Source organism: Clostridium carboxidivorans P7 (genome assembly GCF_001038625.1).
In the GTDB taxonomy this organism is placed as follows: domain Bacteria; phylum Bacillota; class Clostridia; order Clostridiales; family Clostridiaceae; genus Clostridium_AM; species Clostridium_AM carboxidivorans.
The window spans coordinates 2,689,801-2,707,106 of the sequence record NZ_CP011803.1 but is presented as its reverse complement, the minus strand read 5'-3'; the positions used below and the strand labels follow the sequence as shown (position 1 = coordinate 2,707,106).

Here is a 17,306-nt window from a genome sequence, read left to right as displayed (position 1 = left end):
TGAATGAATAATTATGAACTATTTGTAGTTACATTTTTTGAAATAAGTTCTTTTATGATTATATTTTCTATATTCAATAAAACACAAGAAAAACTAATTTTTAAAAATCTTATTGTAATCTCAATTACATCAATTTCTGTTGTATTGACAAATGTTTTTTTTACTAATGCAGGTGATTTTGTAAATTATATTATTGTTATAATTCTTGTAGCTTTTATATATGATGATAAACATAATATTTGTGAAATTACTTTAGAATTTTGTATTTCATTGGTTTTAATAATAATATTAGAGCTATTTTTTACTACAATATTAAAATTAACACCATTGATACAAGTACGATATACATTTAAAAATGGTATAACTGTTGATTTGTTTTTGGTACTTAGTTCTTTACTTATTTATTATAAATTAACATTTATTGAAAAGTACTACAGTAAGTATAAATCTATAATTGATCAATATACAGTTAAGATGCTGATATTTAACTCAATTATATATATTATATGTTTTAAATTGTTGTGGGAATATAACAAACATTTAGTATTAAATTATATTATAATCTTTACGTTAGTTTTTATATCATCCAATATAGCTAATTTTATATTAGCCAATCAAATTATTAAGTTAACAGAGGAGAAAAAATCTGTTAAACTAAGTTCTATGTATTCTGGTTTTGTTGAAGAAATGATTTCTGAAATAAGACGAAAACAACATGAATTTAAAAATCATTTAAATGCCATATATGGTATTTGCTATACTATTGATGAAAAACATATAAAAGATAATATAACTAATTATGTTAAATCAGTAAATTCATCAATGATAGTTGTAGATAGGCTAATTGGTATTGAGAATAAGGTAGTAGCTGCAGTTATATATAGTAAAGTTTGTGAAGCTCAGGCTAAAAAAATAAAATTTTCATATTCAGTGGAAAGCAAATTAGATAATATAAAATTAAAAGAGTATGAATTAGTAGAAATATTATCTAATTTGCTTAATAATGCTTTTGAGTATGTAGAACTCAATAATGTTGAGGAAACGCTTGTCTATGTAAAAGTTGGTATAAAAGAAAATTCAAATTTCATAGAAGTATCAAATTATTATGTTCCAACAAGTGAAATTGATATTTCTTTAATGGTTAAAAAAGGCTTTTCAACAAAAGGTAAAGGTCGAGGGTATGGGGTATACAATGTAAAAAAATTATTAGAAAACAATGGAGGTAAACTCCAAATATATTTTAAAGATAAAAATATAATATTTAGAGCTCTATTTTAAAAGATCTTTTGGTGGTTCTGGTTCTCCCCATAAAGCAAAAGAACCATGAAAAGCAATAAGTTTAGAAGCACTGACTAACATTAATGCTAAGAATAAGCAAATTTTATTTTTACTTGATGGACGTTTCATATTAACACCTCCTTCTTTGATAAAACTAGTTGAATAGATTGAACAGTAATTGTGGCTAAGCCGCAATTAAATAAAGAATCATCAGTAATATAAAAAAACAAAGTCCAAATCCATAAAATGGTAAAGAATATGGATAAAATTTTTAAGTATATAAACCTATTAAAATTTTTAATAGGTCTTTTTTTATTTGGACAAGGTGATTTTATGGAAATTGATAGAATATCAAAAATGGCAATTCCATAGTAAATTCCACTATTCATTTTGGGGATTGATGGTGAAATTAAAGCTGTTAGTATAAATACAAATGCAGAAAATAGCAGACATTGATTAAAAGTTTTAAGATGAATTCCACCCGAAAAAATTCTGATAGATATTAATATTAGTAGTGAAAAAATAAAAAATTTACTTTTATGTAGAATTAAGAATATAAGCAACAATACTATTATTTTAAAAAGCTCTCCCAATATAGCTTCTAATGCGTAAATAACATTTTCTTTATTTGATTCATCAATTGAACAATTTGAAATAATATAATTTCCTATTATATTTGATATTGATTCTATTATCATATTTACCACCAATTTAAATTGTAAATTTTAGTTTATATAAAGTAAATATATTTGTCCTAAAAAGTGCAAAAAACGGAATAAAAATAGTAATTTTTTTATATATCATATTTTTATACTAAAATATGATATATTAATGTCATAAATATTGATTTGATGTAAAAATATAGTATAATAGTAATTATATAGTATGGTAATAATTAATATAAGTACTTACATAGAAATTCTGATGAATTATCCAATCATATATCACAAGAGGTATTTAAAGGTATAAATATATACAATATTTATGCAGTAAATAATCCTGAGTATAGAAAACCCTTTAAAGTAGACTTTAATTTAAAGGAAGACTCGCAAACTGCAAAAAAAGATATAGGTTATGTGAAAAATTCAATCATAATCAATTATGATTACTTTTTGATCCTCTTCCTAGCCAAAAGTAAGAGAATATAATAAGTACTATAGATATAACTAAATATACTAACTTCACCTTGAGATTAAATCCTGTTTCTTTTAAGTTCCAATAAAATCTATGAGCCAATATTCCATATTTTTGCATTATTTTTCCTCTCCATAGATATTCTTCAACAAAATACAATGAAGTTACAACTATAATGGTTTTAGGAATATCCTTTATTAAAACAATGAAAAATAAGGTTATACTAGTAACAAAAATAGTTGTTATAGCAGAACTTATTACTAGCATTAATAAGTAGTGTTTTATTTCATTATCTTCCTTTATAAATTTATTGTAACAATAAATTATATTTATTAATGTTATAACATAACATATGCTATACTGACTTATTATAGTTATTATTTTTTTTATTATATAGTCATTACTTTTACTTTTGCTTGCAGAAAGGCTAATATGACTCATGCTATTTTTAAAATCCATACCTATGGTAAATATAATCAAAATCACATATATTATCAATAAATAAAAGTCACAAATTGAGAATAAATTATTCACTGGTGAATTATGTCCAAAATTTATATGATTAGTTTTGGCTGCCAATAGTAATATTCCATTAAGAATAGCTGTTAGAATAAACAAAGCATTAAAAAAGTTAAAATTATATATATTGTTAATATGTTTTTTATAATAATTAAGCATTTTTTAACTCCTCATCATATATAGCGCAATGAATTATGTAAGCATCTTGTAATGATATATCTATAAGAGTAGCATTATCTCTTAACTTTTTTTTGGATATGTACCTTACTCTTAACTTATCTCCACTTGGTATTGAATTAATTATTTTAACTTGTTTTTTTAGTACTTTAATATCATTTATATTCAGCAACTCTTCCCATAGATATCCTTTTACTTCTTTAATAAAGTTATCTTTACTTCCTTTAAAAATTAAGCTGCCCTTATTTAATACTAATAAATAATTACAATAATTCTCTATATCTTCTACAATATGAGTAGTAACAAAAACTATTCTCCCTCTAGACATAACTGGAAACAAATCCCTTATTATATTTCTCTGTTCTGGATCTAATCCAACAGTAGGCTCATCCATTATAATAACCTTTGGATCGCCAATTATTGCCTGAGCAAAACCTAGCTTTTGTTTCATACCTCCTGAGTACTCTTTTATTTTTCTATCTATATAATCCTGCATATCAAAATTTTTAATTATCTCTTCTAAATGTGAAATTTTTTCTGCCTTATTATAATTTGTTTTAATAGTAGCTAAAACATCTAACAATTGTCTTCCTGTTAATGATTCATAAACTACAAAATCCTGTGGCAAATAACCTAACTGCCCTCTAATTTTATCTAATCCTTTTTTATAGCTTGTACCATCAATGCTGATATCTCCATCCTTAACTTTTAGTAAAGTAGCTATTAATTTCATAAGAGTGCTTTTACCAGCACCATTAGCTCCAAGAACACCAATTAATCCATCAGTTACCTCAAAGGTAACTTTTCTTAGTGCTTCAGTTTTTTTATATTTATAAGATAAATTTTCTACAATTATTTTACTCATTTTTTCTACCTCCTATACTGTAAAACTGACTGGTAATCTTTTAGTCCAAATATAATCTGTTTTTTATATAAATTATAAAGAAGGTACTCCCTATCTCTATTAGGTGTTATAATTAATTTTTTATAATCATTTACATTACCCTTAGTAATAGATTTAACTGTATTGATTAATTCTTCACATTGACTATCCGTTTCTATTTGTTCAGTATTTCCTATAAATTCTATCCCCTTATAGGAATGTTTTGAAAGTAAGTTACTTTTAACGAAAAATATCTCTTTTCCTTCTCCTTCAAAAGTGTTATTATTTTTTTTATTAAGGCTTGAATATATCTCTTTATTATTATTTTCTATTTTAACTTCGTATTTTTTTATATTTCCCATCCACTCTGATTTTGGATACCAAGGAAAATAATCTGCTAAAAATAATGAATTGTTATTTACAAAAAATCTTTTTTTCCCTTGCTGATCTACAGTATTAATTATTCCTGAGTATTTTATAGAAATCTTTATTTTTTCCCCTTCTTTATATTTGTCTGATAATAATAAGGTTATCTTATCATCTTTAGCTGAGAATTTAACGTCTTTTTCATTTATTTTTATACTTGATATTTTCAAAGTATGATATAAATTTAAATCTAATTTATTTAGTTTTCCTTTATTGATTATAATGTTCATAGTACAATCATTAGAAAATATATCTCCTAATTGTAACTTCATATTATAATTTTCAATTGTAAATCCACTATTTAACTTAGATTGTTTCTCATAGTTTTCATTAATGTTATCTTTCTCAATCCAGTACTTTTCAGGATTATATTTTGAACCTAAAAAAAAGGATGTAAAAATAGCAACTGCTAAAGAAAATAATATTATTTTGTTTTTTAATCTTAGAAATTGTAAATCTTTAATTTTATATAACAAATACAATATTAATAGACTTATCAAATTCCAGAAAATAAAGTGGTAGAAGGTTAGTTTGTCTAAAGAAAACAACTCAAAGGTGCTTGGTAATGGGTCTACTTTCATAATTGGTATAAACATTGTAGGCTCACTGTAGAAATTATTTGTGGCTAAAAAAAATAAAATCATTAGTATATAAGAAAAAATTCTATATTTAAATCTTGATACTGTTTCACCAATTAAAAGCCCAACAGAGCTATAACAAAAAAGCCCAGTACATATATTTAATAAATACATAGAAATAAGATATACTGAATATTTAAATGGTGCTTTTGATATAATTGCTACTCCAACTACTATTGCAGTATTAATAATTATTATAATTAGATTTATAATTACACTTGTGAAAAATTTTCCTGAAAATCTTTCCTTTTTAGAAATATTAAGAATCTCAAATATATCTTGATTACGGCTACCTATTATTTCGTTTATTATCAAAATTGGTATATATATTAAATTTATTGGTAGCCAAAAGGTTTTTAAAAAAGTAACAAGATTCAAGCGAAATTCTCCATATATCCTTGCGGTCCATAATTGTTGCTGCAAACCAAATAGGAATAATAGCATCATTATAATTATGATAAAATTTTTGTATAAATTTAAAAATTCATATTTTATTATTGCCTTAATCTTTCGCATAAACTTCTCCTATCTAAGGGGTGTCGCACTAAGAAATTTAAATATAATATATTATAATATTTATTCTTAATGCAACAGTCCCATTTTAATTTATTATCTTTCTATGTGACACTCTTCGTTCATTGTATATCCATTATATCCATATGCACACATATCAGTTCTTAATGTTTCATTTGCATCAAAATATCCTGAATTATATCCTTTGTTAGCAAAAGTTCCAACTGTGTAGCTTGTATCTTTAACTTCATTTGGTTTATACCAAGGTTTTACACTTACTAATTGGGCATAAAATGTTCCAGCTAGATATCTAGCGTCAGTTGCAAAATGATTTTCGTAATAAGTACCACTTTGTGTAGACATTGTACCTGTTTTAGCAGTTCCAGCTACAGCTGAAGATTTGGAATCAGGTGAATTGAAATAAATCGTTACGTTTTCAGAGCGTACTAGTGTAGTAGCACTTACAGTTGCACCTATAGTCAATACACCTAATGCTAATGATAAAATTAATGCTTTCTTTTTCTTGTTCATTATAATTCCTCCTCGTATAATTTGTTTATTGATATTCATAATCCTAATGAATATGTTAACGGTACTACTTTATTGAAGTTGCAAGCTTCACAAGGATAATGGTGAGATCGTTGCTTATGATGCCACTAAGCATAGTGAAAATTATTAATTATCAGGACAAGAGAGCTTTAGAATTTCTAAGACTGTTTTTTTGCAATGATAAACAAAGATTAAGTTTATTACAAAACAAGTGATGTAGGCTGAAATAGACAGCTACGATATAAGAAGTCTTACATTTAACCATTAATAGCTTGTGTAAAAAAGTTTATACTTAGAATATAGATTATACATTACCTCTTATAGAGTAAATTACAAATTTATTTTTATGCTCTCTTGTTATTACATCATGTGGTCTTTTATTTGTTTTGAAAATGTAAATTTCAGAGAAAAAATACAGCTGTATTAATAATTGTAAAAATCATTTACTTGAATTCAAGATTAAGAAATCTTTACAATGCCTATTTTACATGCTAAAAAAATAAATACAACCTTAAAGGAATGAAAACGTAAAAAAATGGTATAAAAAGAATTTTAGCACATAAATGTTCTTTTAAGGACATTTTTCTTACTTTTTGCACCATAATTGTTTACGTTTTTAACTTTGTATGATAATATGATTACTTATTATGATTAAGCAAGTTTTGGGGATAACAAAATTATTTATAAATAAAAGTTAAAATGACAAGGACATGTTAAAAAGATTATGTGATAAGAGGTGAATTGTTTGATGGATGATTTCTATTTAGCCAATGCTGCTTCAATTAATTTAAATTTTGTTATTTACATTCAAAATTTATATGAAAATTATAATAAATCTGACGAAACTATTGATAAATTTCCTTGGTTGCCATTGAATAAAGAGGGCTTACTAAATATTAATGACTTTCAAATTAAAGCAAGGCAAGTATGGTCAATGATTTTTAATTCTGATAATTTATATGAATATGATATAGATTATTGGTCTAATAACAAATTTTCATTTGATAAATTATTTAAAGATACTTCTATTGGAGTTGAATTATATAAAAGTGTAAAGAGATCATTTAGATCTTGGTATTGGGGAACTGGGTATAGAATGTGTACTACTTTCTTTTCTGATTGTCTTGTAGAAGACTATTACAATAAATTAATTAATCTTAGTAAAATAAAGAATTCAAAATTTAAAACTAATAAATTTTATTTACAAGTGGTTTATGATATTCCTTCTAATGGTTGGTGTCTAAAAAATGAAAATATGATTATAATATCACCTCAAATTCAATTACCTACAATTGAAGAGTTTGAGGTGATATAAATTAATTAGATTGATTTGGTGATTTTTTCTTTTAATTGGTTGTACCTATTCTTGTTGTCACTCCAGTAAATAAAAGTTAACATTAACCCTTATCTTGAACTTTTTTATTTAGTGGAATGATGATTTTGCGCTAAACATAACAAATAAGCAAAATATACTAACTAAAGCTAACAATATAGGTTCAATTCTTTTACCTTTTTTATAAAACCTTAAACCATTAAAAAACATGTGAATTCCCAAGCACCCAATTGTATAAGGCAGCATTTTTTGATTAATAAAACCAAATAGTATACCTATACATAATATGAATGTTATTACTCCAAATATAAATGTGGCTATTGTTACTAATGGATATTTAATCTTCATTATTTCATCCTCCTCTTACATAGTTTTTTAAGCAGTATTATTTAATTTGTATTTTATGTAATTAAGTTATTCAGGCATTTCTAGTTGTATTAATAATTTACTTAAATTTCAAGATTAATTAATCTTTACAATATCTATTTTCACATATTAGAAAAACCAATACAACTCCAAAGGAAGTAAAGCTAAAAAAATAAGAAATTATTAAGATTTCCATCAGCTTTTTTTAAGAAGTTAGGCCCATAATTGTAAATGTTAGTTAAGAAAAGTTTTATTTACAATGGGGGGCTTAAAATATGAAAAGTAAATTAAAAAAAGTTTTAATAGCTATAAGTATATTTGTTATGATAGTTTCTATAACATATAATGTACTTTTAATATCAAAATTTAACAATCAGACCTGGAATATTGCTTTTGCAAATGCAAATTCAAGGGATACTTATTTTACAATACACAATGTAAAACAAGCTCAAAGTATAAGTAAAGGAAAAGGGATTAAGGTAGGAATTTTAGATCATTGTTTTGGGTATGAATCTCACAAAGATTTGTACAGTGGTGGTGTTGATTTCCTAAATAAGCCTGATGCTTTAAACAAATCCAATGAACACGGCTATTGGATGGCTGATACTTTAAAAGAAATTGCTCCAGAATGTGAAGTATATGCGTTAAATACTGCAGCTAGCATAGATGAAGATAAAAGAGTTACTGCTATGATAAATGCAATAGATTGGGCAATAAAAAATCACATTGACATTTTAACCTATTCTCAAAGGCCTATATCAGATAAAAATCGTAAAAGGTTTGATGAGGCTGTAAATAAGGCAGTAAAAAATAATATTATAACTACTTTTATTCATTATGATAATCCTAATAATATCTGGCCTGGGCAAATGGTTGACCTTAAGCATATGGAAAAAGGAAATAGAGAACCGGATTTTAGTATTTTACAGTATGACTATAATACTTTGAGAACAGAAACATATGAAAAGTACAAAAAATTAAAGAGCAATATTTCTAACGGTGATGATATTCCATATTACTTAGTTTCCTCTACTTCACCGGTTACAGCAGGCTTTATAGCTATATTAAAAAGTATAAACAATAAACTTACACCAGATGAATATAGACAAATTTTGAAAAAGACAGTCTATAAAACTACCTTTACAGACCCATTTACATTAAAAAAAGCGGAATGTTCAAATGTTGTAGATATAGGAAAAGCTGCTGCGTATATTAAGGAAAATTATTAAAACTTTAGACTATGTTTTAATAACATATATCTATTTTTGTGGGAACAATTTATCTTTATAATAGGCTTCAGCTTGATAAACTACAGCTAAAGGATTATGGCATAAAACTCTATCTTTTACTGCAAAAACTGTTGCTGGTGCTTCTGAATATTTTATGAATAAAGAATCATGTCCAACACACAGACCTAAAATAATATTAAGGTCTGTTTTTGTTTCATTTAAAAATACTGCCTGGCCAATTGGATTACACATAGCTACTTTTGTATTATTTATATCAATTAACTCCCTAGAAATATGGCCGTTTTTACAAATAACAGAACTTACTTCAAAGCCATTATAAGAAAGTATTTTACTTACTATTTTGCTTTCACTTGCTAATCCAATACAAAAGGCTAATCCTATTTTTTTATAATTGCATTTTTTTGCAAAAGCAATAGTCTCTTCTAATCTTGTCTTCTCACCATAACTTTCACTTACAATTAATGCTGAAGCTTGAGCAATTTTATAGTTTTCTTCATCCTTATATAATGTTTTTATAGCATTCATTTCTTTACTTATACATGGACAATTTTTAGGCGCAGCACTTAAAGTACCACTACTGCAGGCATGTACAGAACATAGGGCACAATTATACATAATAATCTTCTCCTTTATTTTGATTTTATTCTTTAAAAAATAGTAATTGTTATAAAATGTGGTGGCATCTATAATATAATAGTAATTTGTCATATTTAAAAGGGACAGATTTTACTAATTGAGGGGTACAGAAGGAGATGGAATTAATGTTTTCATTTACTCCACTTTTGGATAATACAATAAATAAGCCAATATATTATCAACTATATGAATGTATAAAGAAAGAAATTATCTATGGAAATATTAAAGGTGATGAAAAATTACCATCACTAAGGAATTTATCAAAGAATCTTCAATTGAGTAAAAATACCATTGAAGCTGCATATGATCAACTTTATGCTGAAGGATATATCAAAAGAATTCCTAAAGTTGGTTATATAGTTGAAAATATAGATTCTGATTTATTAAAGGCATCACATATTTCTAATTCTTTAAATTTTAAGAATGAAGATACTGAGAATATAAAAAAATTAAAATATGATTTAGCACCACAATATATGGATAAAGATTGCTATACAATAAAAACGTGGAAAAATATAATTAATTCAGTTATAAATGATGAATTTGAAAGTCTTCTAAGCTATGGTGATTCACAAGGAGAGTATGAACTACGCTTTGAAATTGCAAAATATGTATATGAAAATAGGGGTGTTCAGTGTAAGCCTAATCAAATTGTAGTAGGTGCAGGCACACAGTATTGTTTAAATTTGATTTGCCAAATTCTTAGGGGAAATTTTGATAGTATCGGTATGGAGGAACCAGGAAGCAGCTATATACGATATGTTTTTGAAAGAAATCAATTTAATATTGAACCTATTGATGTGAATGCGAATGGATTAGATGTAAGGAAACTTGAAAATAGTAGATGTAAAATTACATTTGTAACTCCATCTCATCAGTTTCCCAAAGGTGTAATCATGTCTGTTAAAAATAGACTTCAACTTTTAAATTGGGCTCAAAACAATGATGGAATTATTATAGAAGATGACTATGACAGCGAAATGAGATTTTCCAATAAACCCATTCCTGCATTAAAAAGTTTAGATAATTTTGATAGAGTAATATATTTAGGTACATTTTCTAAAATTTTTATTCCAAGTATTCGCATAAGTTTCATGGTACTACCAAATTGGCTGTTAGATTTATATTTGGATAAATACAAAATGAATGGACAAACAACTTCCAAGCTGGAGCAAATTGCATTAGCACGTTTTATGAATAAGGGCTATTTGCAGAGTCATATTAGAAAAGCGAGAAGACATTATGAAAAAAAATATAAGGTTATTACTAAGGCAATCCATACTTTTATGGGTGGTAAGGTCAATTTAATAAGTAGTAATACTGGTATGAGAGCTATTTTAGAGCTTGAAACAAGCCGCGGAGAAGAAGAAATTGTTAACATTACAAAGAATGCTGGCATAAAGATTACACCAATTTCTAAGTACTATATAGATAAAAATAATTATGATGGAAATGGAAAGGTTAGAGTGTTGATTTCATATAAGGGAATACCTATAGAAGATATAGAGCCTGTAATTAAGTTATTAAATGATATTTGGTTTAATGATAATTAAATAATAAGTTCAAGCAATCCTTAAATTCATTAAATACAAAAGACTTAGTTGTAGAGTAGGTTTAGCCTACTCTTATTTTAATCTAGAGATTTTATACCCCTTATCTTTAAATAATTTTAATAATCCACCTTTGCCGATTACATGGGAGGCTCCAACTATTACAAAGTAAATCTCCTGTAATTTTATAAGGTTTTCTATTTTATTTGCCATATTTTCATTTCTTTCAAAAAGTAGTGTATTAAGATTGTTTTTATCTGATTCATTTAATGGTTTATATGTGAATATATCATTTACAAGAGTTAAAGCATCACCTTCAAAAACTGCATTATGCATTTTTGATAATAGCTTCATTGAAGTTTCCAAGTCTTTTAAATTTTTTATGCTGCTATTACCTAAGCATTCTGGGGACATATTTGCAGCTGCTATTAGTGCATTGACTTGAGTGCAAGTAGTTTCCAGTGAAACTACTTCTTTTTTATCATGTTTTGCTCTATTAATAAACATAAGATCTATTCCATAAGTAGATTTATATCCATACTTTTTCATAAGTCTTTGATGTAGTATAGAATAAAAAGTTTTAGGTGGATATTTAGAGCATTTTTCAAAATCTAAATCTAATTCTTTGCATAGTTTTTTATATTTAAAGCTATTTTCACCTTGTAAGAAATCAGGCTCAAAGTTTTCATTATTTATATGAATTTTCACAGTAGGGGTGTTGGCTAAACATTTAAAGTAATCTATTTTATTTTTAAATTTAGTGATATCCAATTCTACAGCAAGCTTTGTACTATTCATATAAGCTTCTTCAACTGCATTATTAAAACATACCTTTTTATTAGTTCCAAGATGTATTGAGCCACCAATATAAAAATACCTTTCCTTATTTTCTAATTTATAAAAAATACCATCATAAACTCTTTTATTCTTTAATTTGTTGGTTTTATTTAATAAAGGTCTTAATTTTAGTTTTTTTATATTGATAAATGTATAACTAGACATAAGAGCCTCTTAAAAAATTATTTACATAGTAATATATTGTACTAAATCATATATTATTCATTATTAATGAATATAGATAGATTTTAAACATAGAATCTATAAGTAGATCAATTTAGAAATTAGGAGGTATTTTTGTGAAAATTTATGTGATGTGTGAACCATCTAAATTTAGCAAATTACAAACACTACAAGAACTTCATAGTAAGGCTATCCTAAAAGTAGAAAATCAAAATATGATTTATCATTTCTTTAATGTATTGCTGCCTGCATTTCCAGCTGTTTTAGATAATATACCATGTGCCATTAAACGGTTTAAGGATATAACAACCATAATTATTAGGTATCTTTAGTAAATATAAATGGGCTGCCGTATTAAGAAATTTGCATACAATATATTATTTTAAACAACAGTATATTGCAGCATTTATTCTGATATGCGACAGCTCTTTTATAATTGTGTTCAACAGTATCTCAAAAAATGGCAAGCTTGGTTAAAAAATATGTCTCAAAACGATAAAAAAACTGTATATTATCATTTTGAAACCAAAAAATTATCATTATGGTACAAAATAACAAAAATATAACCTAATTTAAACGTTTTACACGTGGTATGAAAATTGCTTGTTTTAATACATGGTATTCAAGTATAGGAATGGAGGATTAATCAAATGGAAGTAGTTTTAGAAAAAGTAGAAAAATATTGGAGTAAGAGATCAGATGGTTATTGTAAAATAAATTTGCAAGAACTGAACAGTTTCAAAAGAGAAGCGTGGATAGACTTAATAAATGAGTATGCGCCAAAAGTGTCTGGAAGAAAATTAAAGGTATTGGATATAGGTGCAGGCCCCGGATTTTTTTCTATAATAATGGCCAGCTGCGGATATAAGGTTACTGCTGTGGATTATACAGATGCTATGCTTGAAAAAGCTAAAAATAATGCTGGAATGTATGCAGATAGTATTGACTTCAAAAGAATGGATGCACATAATTTAGAATTTGAAGATAACACCTTTGATTTAATAATTACTCGTAATCTTACCTGGGATCTTGAAAAACCTGATGAAGCATATAGAGATTGGTATAGAGTATTGAATAAAGGCGGCAGATTACTAAATTTTGATGCTAATTGGTACTTATACTTATACGATGATGAAAAAAGAAAAGGATATGAACAGGATAGAATAAATACTGTAAAAAAAGGTTATGAGGATCAATACATTTGTCCTAATTCAAATATAATGGAGGATATAGCAAGGAAGCTGCCTCTAAGCAAAATACACAGGCCAGAATGGGATGTGAAAGAACTACTTAATATTGGATTTAAAAAGGTAATGGTAGATGTGGAAATAGGAAATAGAGTATGGGATGAAGTTGAAAAAACTAATTATGGTTCTATGCCTATGTTTATGGTTGCTGGGGAAAAATAATTATTAAATTTTGCAGTTAACTACTGGAGAAAAAAGTGCAAAAATAGTAAGCAAACTATACAAAATGGATTAAATTGTAAAAATATAAATTTTATTGTAGTTTTTTTGTTGACAAAATTTTAAAAAAGTGTTAATTTATATATTGCATTTAAGTAAAATATGTAAAATATTCTAAAATAATACTTAAAGAAAAAATTATAGAAAGGATGATAAAAACAAGTTGCGGAAGTATATAATAAAAAGATTAATACACTTAATTCCTGTTTTATTTGGAATTACTTTTTTAACCTTTGCCATCACATATTTTTCACCGGGCGATCCTGCTGTGCTAATGCTCAGCGCAACAGGTGTAAGTCCTTCTCCAGAGCTTGTACAAAAAGTTAGAGAAGAATTAGGGCTGAATAACCCTTTTTTAGTTCAATATTTCCATTGGTTAATGAGCGTATTTAAGGGCAATTTTGGGAATTCTTATAAATACAGTAAACCAGTGTTGGATTTAATATTGGAAGCTCTTCCAGCTACCTTTAAGCTTGCAGGTACATCACTTATTGCAATGATGCTTATAGCGCTGCCTTTAGGTATTATGTCTGCACTACATAGAAATAAAGTTTTGGATTACATAATCAGAGTTGTATCATTTTTTGGAATATCCATGCCTGGATTTTGGGTTGGATTATTATTAATGTATATCTTCTCAATTAAACTAAAAATTTTACCGGTTATGGGAGACACAGGGTGGAAAAGCATTATATTGCCTATGGTTACTTTAACTATTGCAATGGCATCAAAATACACAAGACAGCTTAGAGCGGCCGTACTGGAAGAAATTTCACAAGATTATGTAATTGGTGCTAGAGCTAGAGGAATTAAAGAAAGAGCAATACTATTTGGACATGTCATGCAAAGTTCGCTTTTATCAATTGTAACCTTATTAGGGTTGTCTTTGGGATCACTACTTGGAGGAACAGCTATAGTTGAGACTATTTTTTCTTGGCCTGGAGTTGGAAAACTAGCTGTGGAGGCTATATTTAGCAGAGATTATCCTTTAATACAAGGATATGTTGTATGGATGACAGTTATATATGTATTGATAAATCTCATTGTAGACATTTCTTATTATTTTCTAGATCCAAGGATTCGATTAGAAAAGAGGGCTTGATATGGAAAACTTTATGATAACTATGAAAAAGAATAAGTTATTTACATTTATGTGCATATTAATATTGATCTTAATTTCAATAAGTTTATTTGCGCCATTCATAGCCCCTCATGATCCACTTAAAACAAATATGACAAATTCACTTCAAGGTAGAAGTAATGATTTTCCACTAGGCACAGATAATCTCGGAAGATGTTTGCTTTCAAGAGTGTTATATGGTGCATCTACTTCGCTAAAAATGACTTTTTGTCTAGTTGTAATAGTATTTATAGTTGGAACAACAGTGGGTACAATAGCAGCATATTTTGGCGGTATTATTGACACAATTATAATGAGATTTTCTGATGTTTTTCTTGCATTTCCAGGTATCATTTTTGCTATAGCCATAGCAGGAGTACTTGGGCCCAGTTCAATGAATACTGTTTTAGCTTTAGCTGTAGTCAATTGGGTTAAATATGCAAGAGTAAGCCGAAGTTTAGTAATGTCTGTAAGAAAAAAAGACTATATTAAAGGAGCTAAAATGGGAGGTGCTAAAGAATATCAAATAATTTTAAAATACATATTACCTAATATAATACCATCACTTATTGTAATGGCTACCATGGACATTGGAACTATGATGCTTGAAATATCTTCTCTTTCATTTTTAGGACTTGGAGCTCAGCCGCCTACTCCTGAATGGGGATATATGCTTAATGAAGGTAGAAACTATATGCAGACTTCACCGGGGCTTATGATATATCCAGGTGCTGCAATATTTATAACTGTGATGATATTTAACTTACTAGGAGACAGTATAAGGGATATATTAGATCCCAATAAAGAATATTAAAGGAGAATACACAAATGAAATTTAAGTTAAAAAGAAAATTGGCATTAATAATTACAACAGCTCTAATATGTACAAGCTTTATTGGATGTAAAAGCAGCGGGGCTTCTAATAAGACTGATAGCCAAAAATCAAAAAGTATTGTAATTGGAACAAATCAGTTTCCAACTAATTTGGACCCAGCTTCTGAATGGAACGGTTGGTTTGTTTCTATGTTTGGTGCAGGAGAAACTTTAGTAAAGCTTAATAAGAATATGCAAATAGAGCCGTTACTTTCTGATTCCTGGAAAAGAGTAGATGACTTAACCTGGAAATTTCACATTAGGGAAGGAGCTAAATTTGATAATGGCAAAGCAGTTACTGCTCAGGCTGTAAAAGCATCCCTTGAAAGAACATTGAAAATGAATCCAAGAACAAAAGAAATATTACTTATTGATTCTATGACTGCAGATGGACAAGATATAACTATAAAAACTAAAAGTTCAATTGAAGCATTCTTATCAAATATGGCAGATTCTTCAGCAATAATAGTAGATGCTAGTGCTTCAGCAGATACCTTTGCTAAAGCTCCAGTGTGTACAGGTCCTTTTAAGGTTAAATCATATACTGCAAATTCAAATGTAGTTGTAGAAAAAAATAAAGATTACTGGGGAAGTAAAGCTAAGGTAGATGAGGCAACTTTTAAATATATTAAAGATGATAATACCCGTGCTATGGCACTGCAATCAGGAGAAATTGATGTAGCACAAAACATCCCAAGTAATAACATGTCTTTATTTCAAGATAAATCTAAGTACAATATAGATAAGATAACTAGTTTGAGAATAATAATGTCTTATGAAAATTTAAATAATGAGTTTTTAAAAGATCCAGCAGTACGTAAAGCTATCTCCTTAGGAGTTGATAAAGATACTTATGCTAAAACACTTCTTAAAAATAGTGCGGTACCTGCAATTGGACCTTTTCCAGGATCATTACCTTATGGAAATAAGAATCTTACAGGATATAAGTATGATAAAGCAGCAGCAGCTAAGCTTTTAAGTGATGCAGGATATAAAGATACAGATGGGGATGGCATATTAGAGAAAAATGGCAAGAAGCTAGAGTTAAATTTAGCCTTCTACACAACTCGCTCTGAGCTTCCTATAATTGCACAAGCAATGCAGTCAAATCTTAAAGAAATTGGGATAGGAACTAAATTGCAATCCTATGAGGTTGTTGATCAAGCACTAAAAAGCGGAAATTTTGATTTGGGTTTGTATAGTGTAAACACTGCAACTTCAGGAGATCCACAGTCCTTCTTGGAACTATATTTTAGAACAGGTGGAAATGCAAACTATGGAAAATATAGTAATGCAGAGGTAGATTCTCTTATTGATAAACTTAAAACTGAAAAAGATACTAAAGAAAGAAGCAATATTGCTACAAATGTACAGCAGAAATTATTGGAGGATAATTCTAATTTATTTCTTGTTACCCCAATGCTTAATTTAGTTAGTAAAAATACAGTTAGTGGATTAACAATGTATCCTGTTGATTACTATTTATTAGATAGTAATGTAAGTATCAAATAACAAAAATAGGTCAATGTGAATTTTTGCATTCATAAGATCCAAACAGCTAATCACTACTTATGA

Annotated in this window: 18 protein-coding genes; 9 read left to right on the top strand and 9 right to left on the bottom strand. The window is 27.3% G+C overall.

What is annotated here, in order from left to right:
* Nucleotides 1-3 precede the first annotated feature (3 nt).
* The gene (locus Ccar_RS11850) at nt 4-1,278 is read left to right on the top strand and encodes a sensor histidine kinase (RefSeq protein WP_007064259.1); all 1,275 of its coding nucleotides are present in this window, start codon (nt 4-6) and stop codon (nt 1,276-1,278) included.
* Here the strand turns inward: Ccar_RS11850 and Ccar_RS27035 are convergent.
* From Ccar_RS27035 to Ccar_RS11825, 6 genes are all read right to left on the bottom strand, one after another.
* Nucleotides 1,270-1,407 carry a hypothetical protein gene (locus Ccar_RS27035; RefSeq protein WP_007064260.1) on the bottom strand — a complete coding sequence of 46 codons (138 nt, stop codon included), beginning with the start codon at nt 1,405-1,407 and terminating at the stop codon, nt 1,270-1,272. The two genes, Ccar_RS11850 and Ccar_RS27035, sit on opposite strands and share 9 nt — an antisense overlap.
* Complete coding sequence (locus Ccar_RS11845) at nt 1,404-1,976, bottom strand: accessory gene regulator ArgB-like protein (RefSeq protein ID WP_007064992.1); 573 nt, start codon at nt 1,974-1,976, stop codon at nt 1,404-1,406. Before Ccar_RS11845 ends, Ccar_RS27035 begins: the two co-directional genes overlap by 4 nt.
* Before the next feature lie 397 nt (nt 1,977-2,373).
* Nucleotides 2,374-3,090, bottom strand: a complete 717-nt coding sequence (locus tag Ccar_RS11840; protein ID WP_007060249.1) for a hypothetical protein — start codon at nt 3,088-3,090, stop codon at nt 2,374-2,376.
* Entirely contained in the window at nt 3,083-3,973 is an 891-nt protein-coding gene (locus tag Ccar_RS11835) for an ABC transporter ATP-binding protein (protein ID WP_007064993.1), read from the bottom strand. The genes Ccar_RS11840 and Ccar_RS11835 overlap by 8 nt, the downstream gene beginning before the upstream one ends.
* A gap of 5 nt (nt 3,974-3,978) precedes the next feature.
* Nucleotides 3,979-5,571 (bottom strand): hypothetical protein, encoded by a 1,593-nt coding sequence (locus tag Ccar_RS11830; RefSeq protein ID WP_007064994.1) that lies wholly within the window; start codon nt 5,569-5,571, stop codon nt 3,979-3,981.
* A 93-nt stretch (nt 5,572-5,664) separates the two neighbouring features.
* Nucleotides 5,665-6,099 (bottom strand): hypothetical protein, encoded by a 435-nt coding sequence (locus Ccar_RS11825; RefSeq protein WP_007060252.1) that lies wholly within the window; start codon nt 6,097-6,099, stop codon nt 5,665-5,667.
* Between the two features lie 766 nt (nt 6,100-6,865).
* Here Ccar_RS11825 and Ccar_RS11820 point away from each other — a divergent pair.
* Nucleotides 6,866-7,432: a hypothetical protein gene (locus Ccar_RS11820; protein ID WP_007060253.1), complete on the top strand. Its 567-nt coding sequence runs from the start codon at nt 6,866-6,868 to the stop codon at nt 7,430-7,432.
* Nucleotides 7,433-7,540: 108 nt separating this feature from the next.
* On the opposite strand, the gene Ccar_RS11815 is transcribed toward Ccar_RS11820, so the two are convergent.
* The gene (locus Ccar_RS11815) at nt 7,541-7,798 is read right to left on the bottom strand and encodes a hypothetical protein (RefSeq protein WP_007064995.1); all 258 of its coding nucleotides are present in this window, start codon (nt 7,796-7,798) and stop codon (nt 7,541-7,543) included.
* Nucleotides 7,799-8,091: 293 nt separating this feature from the next.
* Here Ccar_RS11815 and Ccar_RS11810 point away from each other — a divergent pair, with 293 nt between their 5' ends.
* Nucleotides 8,092-9,045 carry a S8/S53 family peptidase gene (locus Ccar_RS11810; RefSeq protein WP_007060255.1) on the top strand — a complete coding sequence of 318 codons (954 nt, stop codon included), beginning with the start codon at nt 8,092-8,094 and terminating at the stop codon, nt 9,043-9,045.
* A gap of 30 nt (nt 9,046-9,075) precedes the next feature.
* Here Ccar_RS11810 and Ccar_RS11805 read toward each other — a convergent pair whose 3' ends face one another.
* Complete coding sequence (locus Ccar_RS11805; protein WP_007060256.1) at nt 9,076-9,681, bottom strand: DUF1847 domain-containing protein; 606 nt, start codon at nt 9,679-9,681, stop codon at nt 9,076-9,078.
* Nucleotides 9,682-9,827: 146 nt separating this feature from the next.
* Between Ccar_RS11805 and pdxR the strand changes: the two genes are divergently transcribed.
* Complete coding sequence (gene pdxR, locus Ccar_RS11800) at nt 9,828-11,255, top strand: MocR-like pyridoxine biosynthesis transcription factor PdxR (protein ID WP_007060257.1); 1,428 nt, start codon at nt 9,828-9,830, stop codon at nt 11,253-11,255.
* A 72-nt stretch (nt 11,256-11,327) separates the two neighbouring features.
* Here the strand turns inward: pdxR and Ccar_RS11795 are convergent, their stop codons facing one another.
* Nucleotides 11,328-12,254, bottom strand: coding sequence for a TraB/GumN family protein (locus Ccar_RS11795; protein ID WP_007060258.1), 927 nt, complete (start codon nt 12,252-12,254; stop codon nt 11,328-11,330).
* Between the two features lie 134 nt (nt 12,255-12,388).
* On the opposite strand from Ccar_RS11795, the gene Ccar_RS11790 reads away from it, so the two are divergent.
* The 5 genes from Ccar_RS11790 to Ccar_RS11770 all read left to right on the top strand — a co-directional run bounded on the left by Ccar_RS11790 (nt 12,389) and on the right by Ccar_RS11770 (nt 17,243).
* Complete coding sequence (locus Ccar_RS11790; protein ID WP_007060259.1) at nt 12,389-12,604, top strand: hypothetical protein; 216 nt, start codon at nt 12,389-12,391, stop codon at nt 12,602-12,604.
* Nucleotides 12,605-12,922: 318 nt separating this feature from the next.
* Nucleotides 12,923-13,681: a class I SAM-dependent methyltransferase gene (locus Ccar_RS11785; RefSeq protein ID WP_007060260.1), complete on the top strand. Its 759-nt coding sequence runs from the start codon at nt 12,923-12,925 to the stop codon at nt 13,679-13,681.
* Nucleotides 13,682-13,901: 220 nt separating this feature from the next.
* Nucleotides 13,902-14,840 (top strand): nickel ABC transporter permease, encoded by a 939-nt coding sequence (gene nikB / locus Ccar_RS11780; RefSeq protein WP_007060261.1) that lies wholly within the window; start codon nt 13,902-13,904, stop codon nt 14,838-14,840.
* 1 nt (nt 14,841) lies between these two features.
* On the top strand, nt 14,842-15,672 hold the full coding sequence (nikC, locus tag Ccar_RS11775; protein WP_007060262.1) for a nickel transporter permease: 831 nt from the start codon (nt 14,842-14,844) through the stop codon (nt 15,670-15,672).
* A gap of 14 nt (nt 15,673-15,686) precedes the next feature.
* Nucleotides 15,687-17,243, top strand: coding sequence for an ABC transporter substrate-binding protein (locus Ccar_RS11770; protein WP_007064996.1), 1,557 nt, complete (start codon nt 15,687-15,689; stop codon nt 17,241-17,243).
* Nucleotides 17,244-17,306 lie beyond the last annotated feature (63 nt).

Bases quoted from the DNA above. Each gene is read 5' to 3' on its own strand.
- Ccar_RS27035 (WP_007064260.1), bottom strand. From the start codon at position 1,407: ATGAAACGTCCATCAAGTAAAAATAAAATTTGCTTATTCTTAGCATTA.
- pdxR (WP_007060257.1), top strand. From the start codon at position 9,828: ATGTTTTCATTTACTCCACTTTTGGATAATACAATAAATAAGCCAATA.
- Ccar_RS11810 (WP_007060255.1), top strand. From the start codon at position 8,092: ATGAAAAGTAAATTAAAAAAAGTTTTAATAGCTATAAGTATATTTGTT.
- Ccar_RS11840 (WP_007060249.1), bottom strand. From the start codon at position 3,090: ATGCTTAATTATTATAAAAAACATATTAACAATATATATAATTTTAAC.
- nikC (WP_007060262.1), top strand. From the start codon at position 14,842: ATGGAAAACTTTATGATAACTATGAAAAAGAATAAGTTATTTACATTT.
- Ccar_RS11770 (WP_007064996.1), top strand. From the start codon at position 15,687: ATGAAATTTAAGTTAAAAAGAAAATTGGCATTAATAATTACAACAGCT.
- Ccar_RS11825 (WP_007060252.1), bottom strand. From the start codon at position 6,099: ATGAACAAGAAAAAGAAAGCATTAATTTTATCATTAGCATTAGGTGTA.
- Ccar_RS11845 (WP_007064992.1), bottom strand. From the start codon at position 1,976: ATGATAATAGAATCAATATCAAATATAATAGGAAATTATATTATTTCA.
- Ccar_RS11820 (WP_007060253.1), top strand. From the start codon at position 6,866: ATGGATGATTTCTATTTAGCCAATGCTGCTTCAATTAATTTAAATTTT.
- Ccar_RS11835 (WP_007064993.1), bottom strand. From the start codon at position 3,973: ATGAGTAAAATAATTGTAGAAAATTTATCTTATAAATATAAAAAAACT.
- Ccar_RS11850 (WP_007064259.1), top strand. From the start codon at position 4: ATGAATAATTATGAACTATTTGTAGTTACATTTTTTGAAATAAGTTCT.
- Ccar_RS11815 (WP_007064995.1), bottom strand. From the start codon at position 7,798: ATGAAGATTAAATATCCATTAGTAACAATAGCCACATTTATATTTGGA.
- Ccar_RS11805 (WP_007060256.1), bottom strand. From the start codon at position 9,681: ATGTATAATTGTGCCCTATGTTCTGTACATGCCTGCAGTAGTGGTACT.
- Ccar_RS11795 (WP_007060258.1), bottom strand. From the start codon at position 12,254: ATGTCTAGTTATACATTTATCAATATAAAAAAACTAAAATTAAGACCT.
- Ccar_RS11785 (WP_007060260.1), top strand. From the start codon at position 12,923: ATGGAAGTAGTTTTAGAAAAAGTAGAAAAATATTGGAGTAAGAGATCA.
- Ccar_RS11830 (WP_007064994.1), bottom strand. From the start codon at position 5,571: ATGCGAAAGATTAAGGCAATAATAAAATATGAATTTTTAAATTTATAC.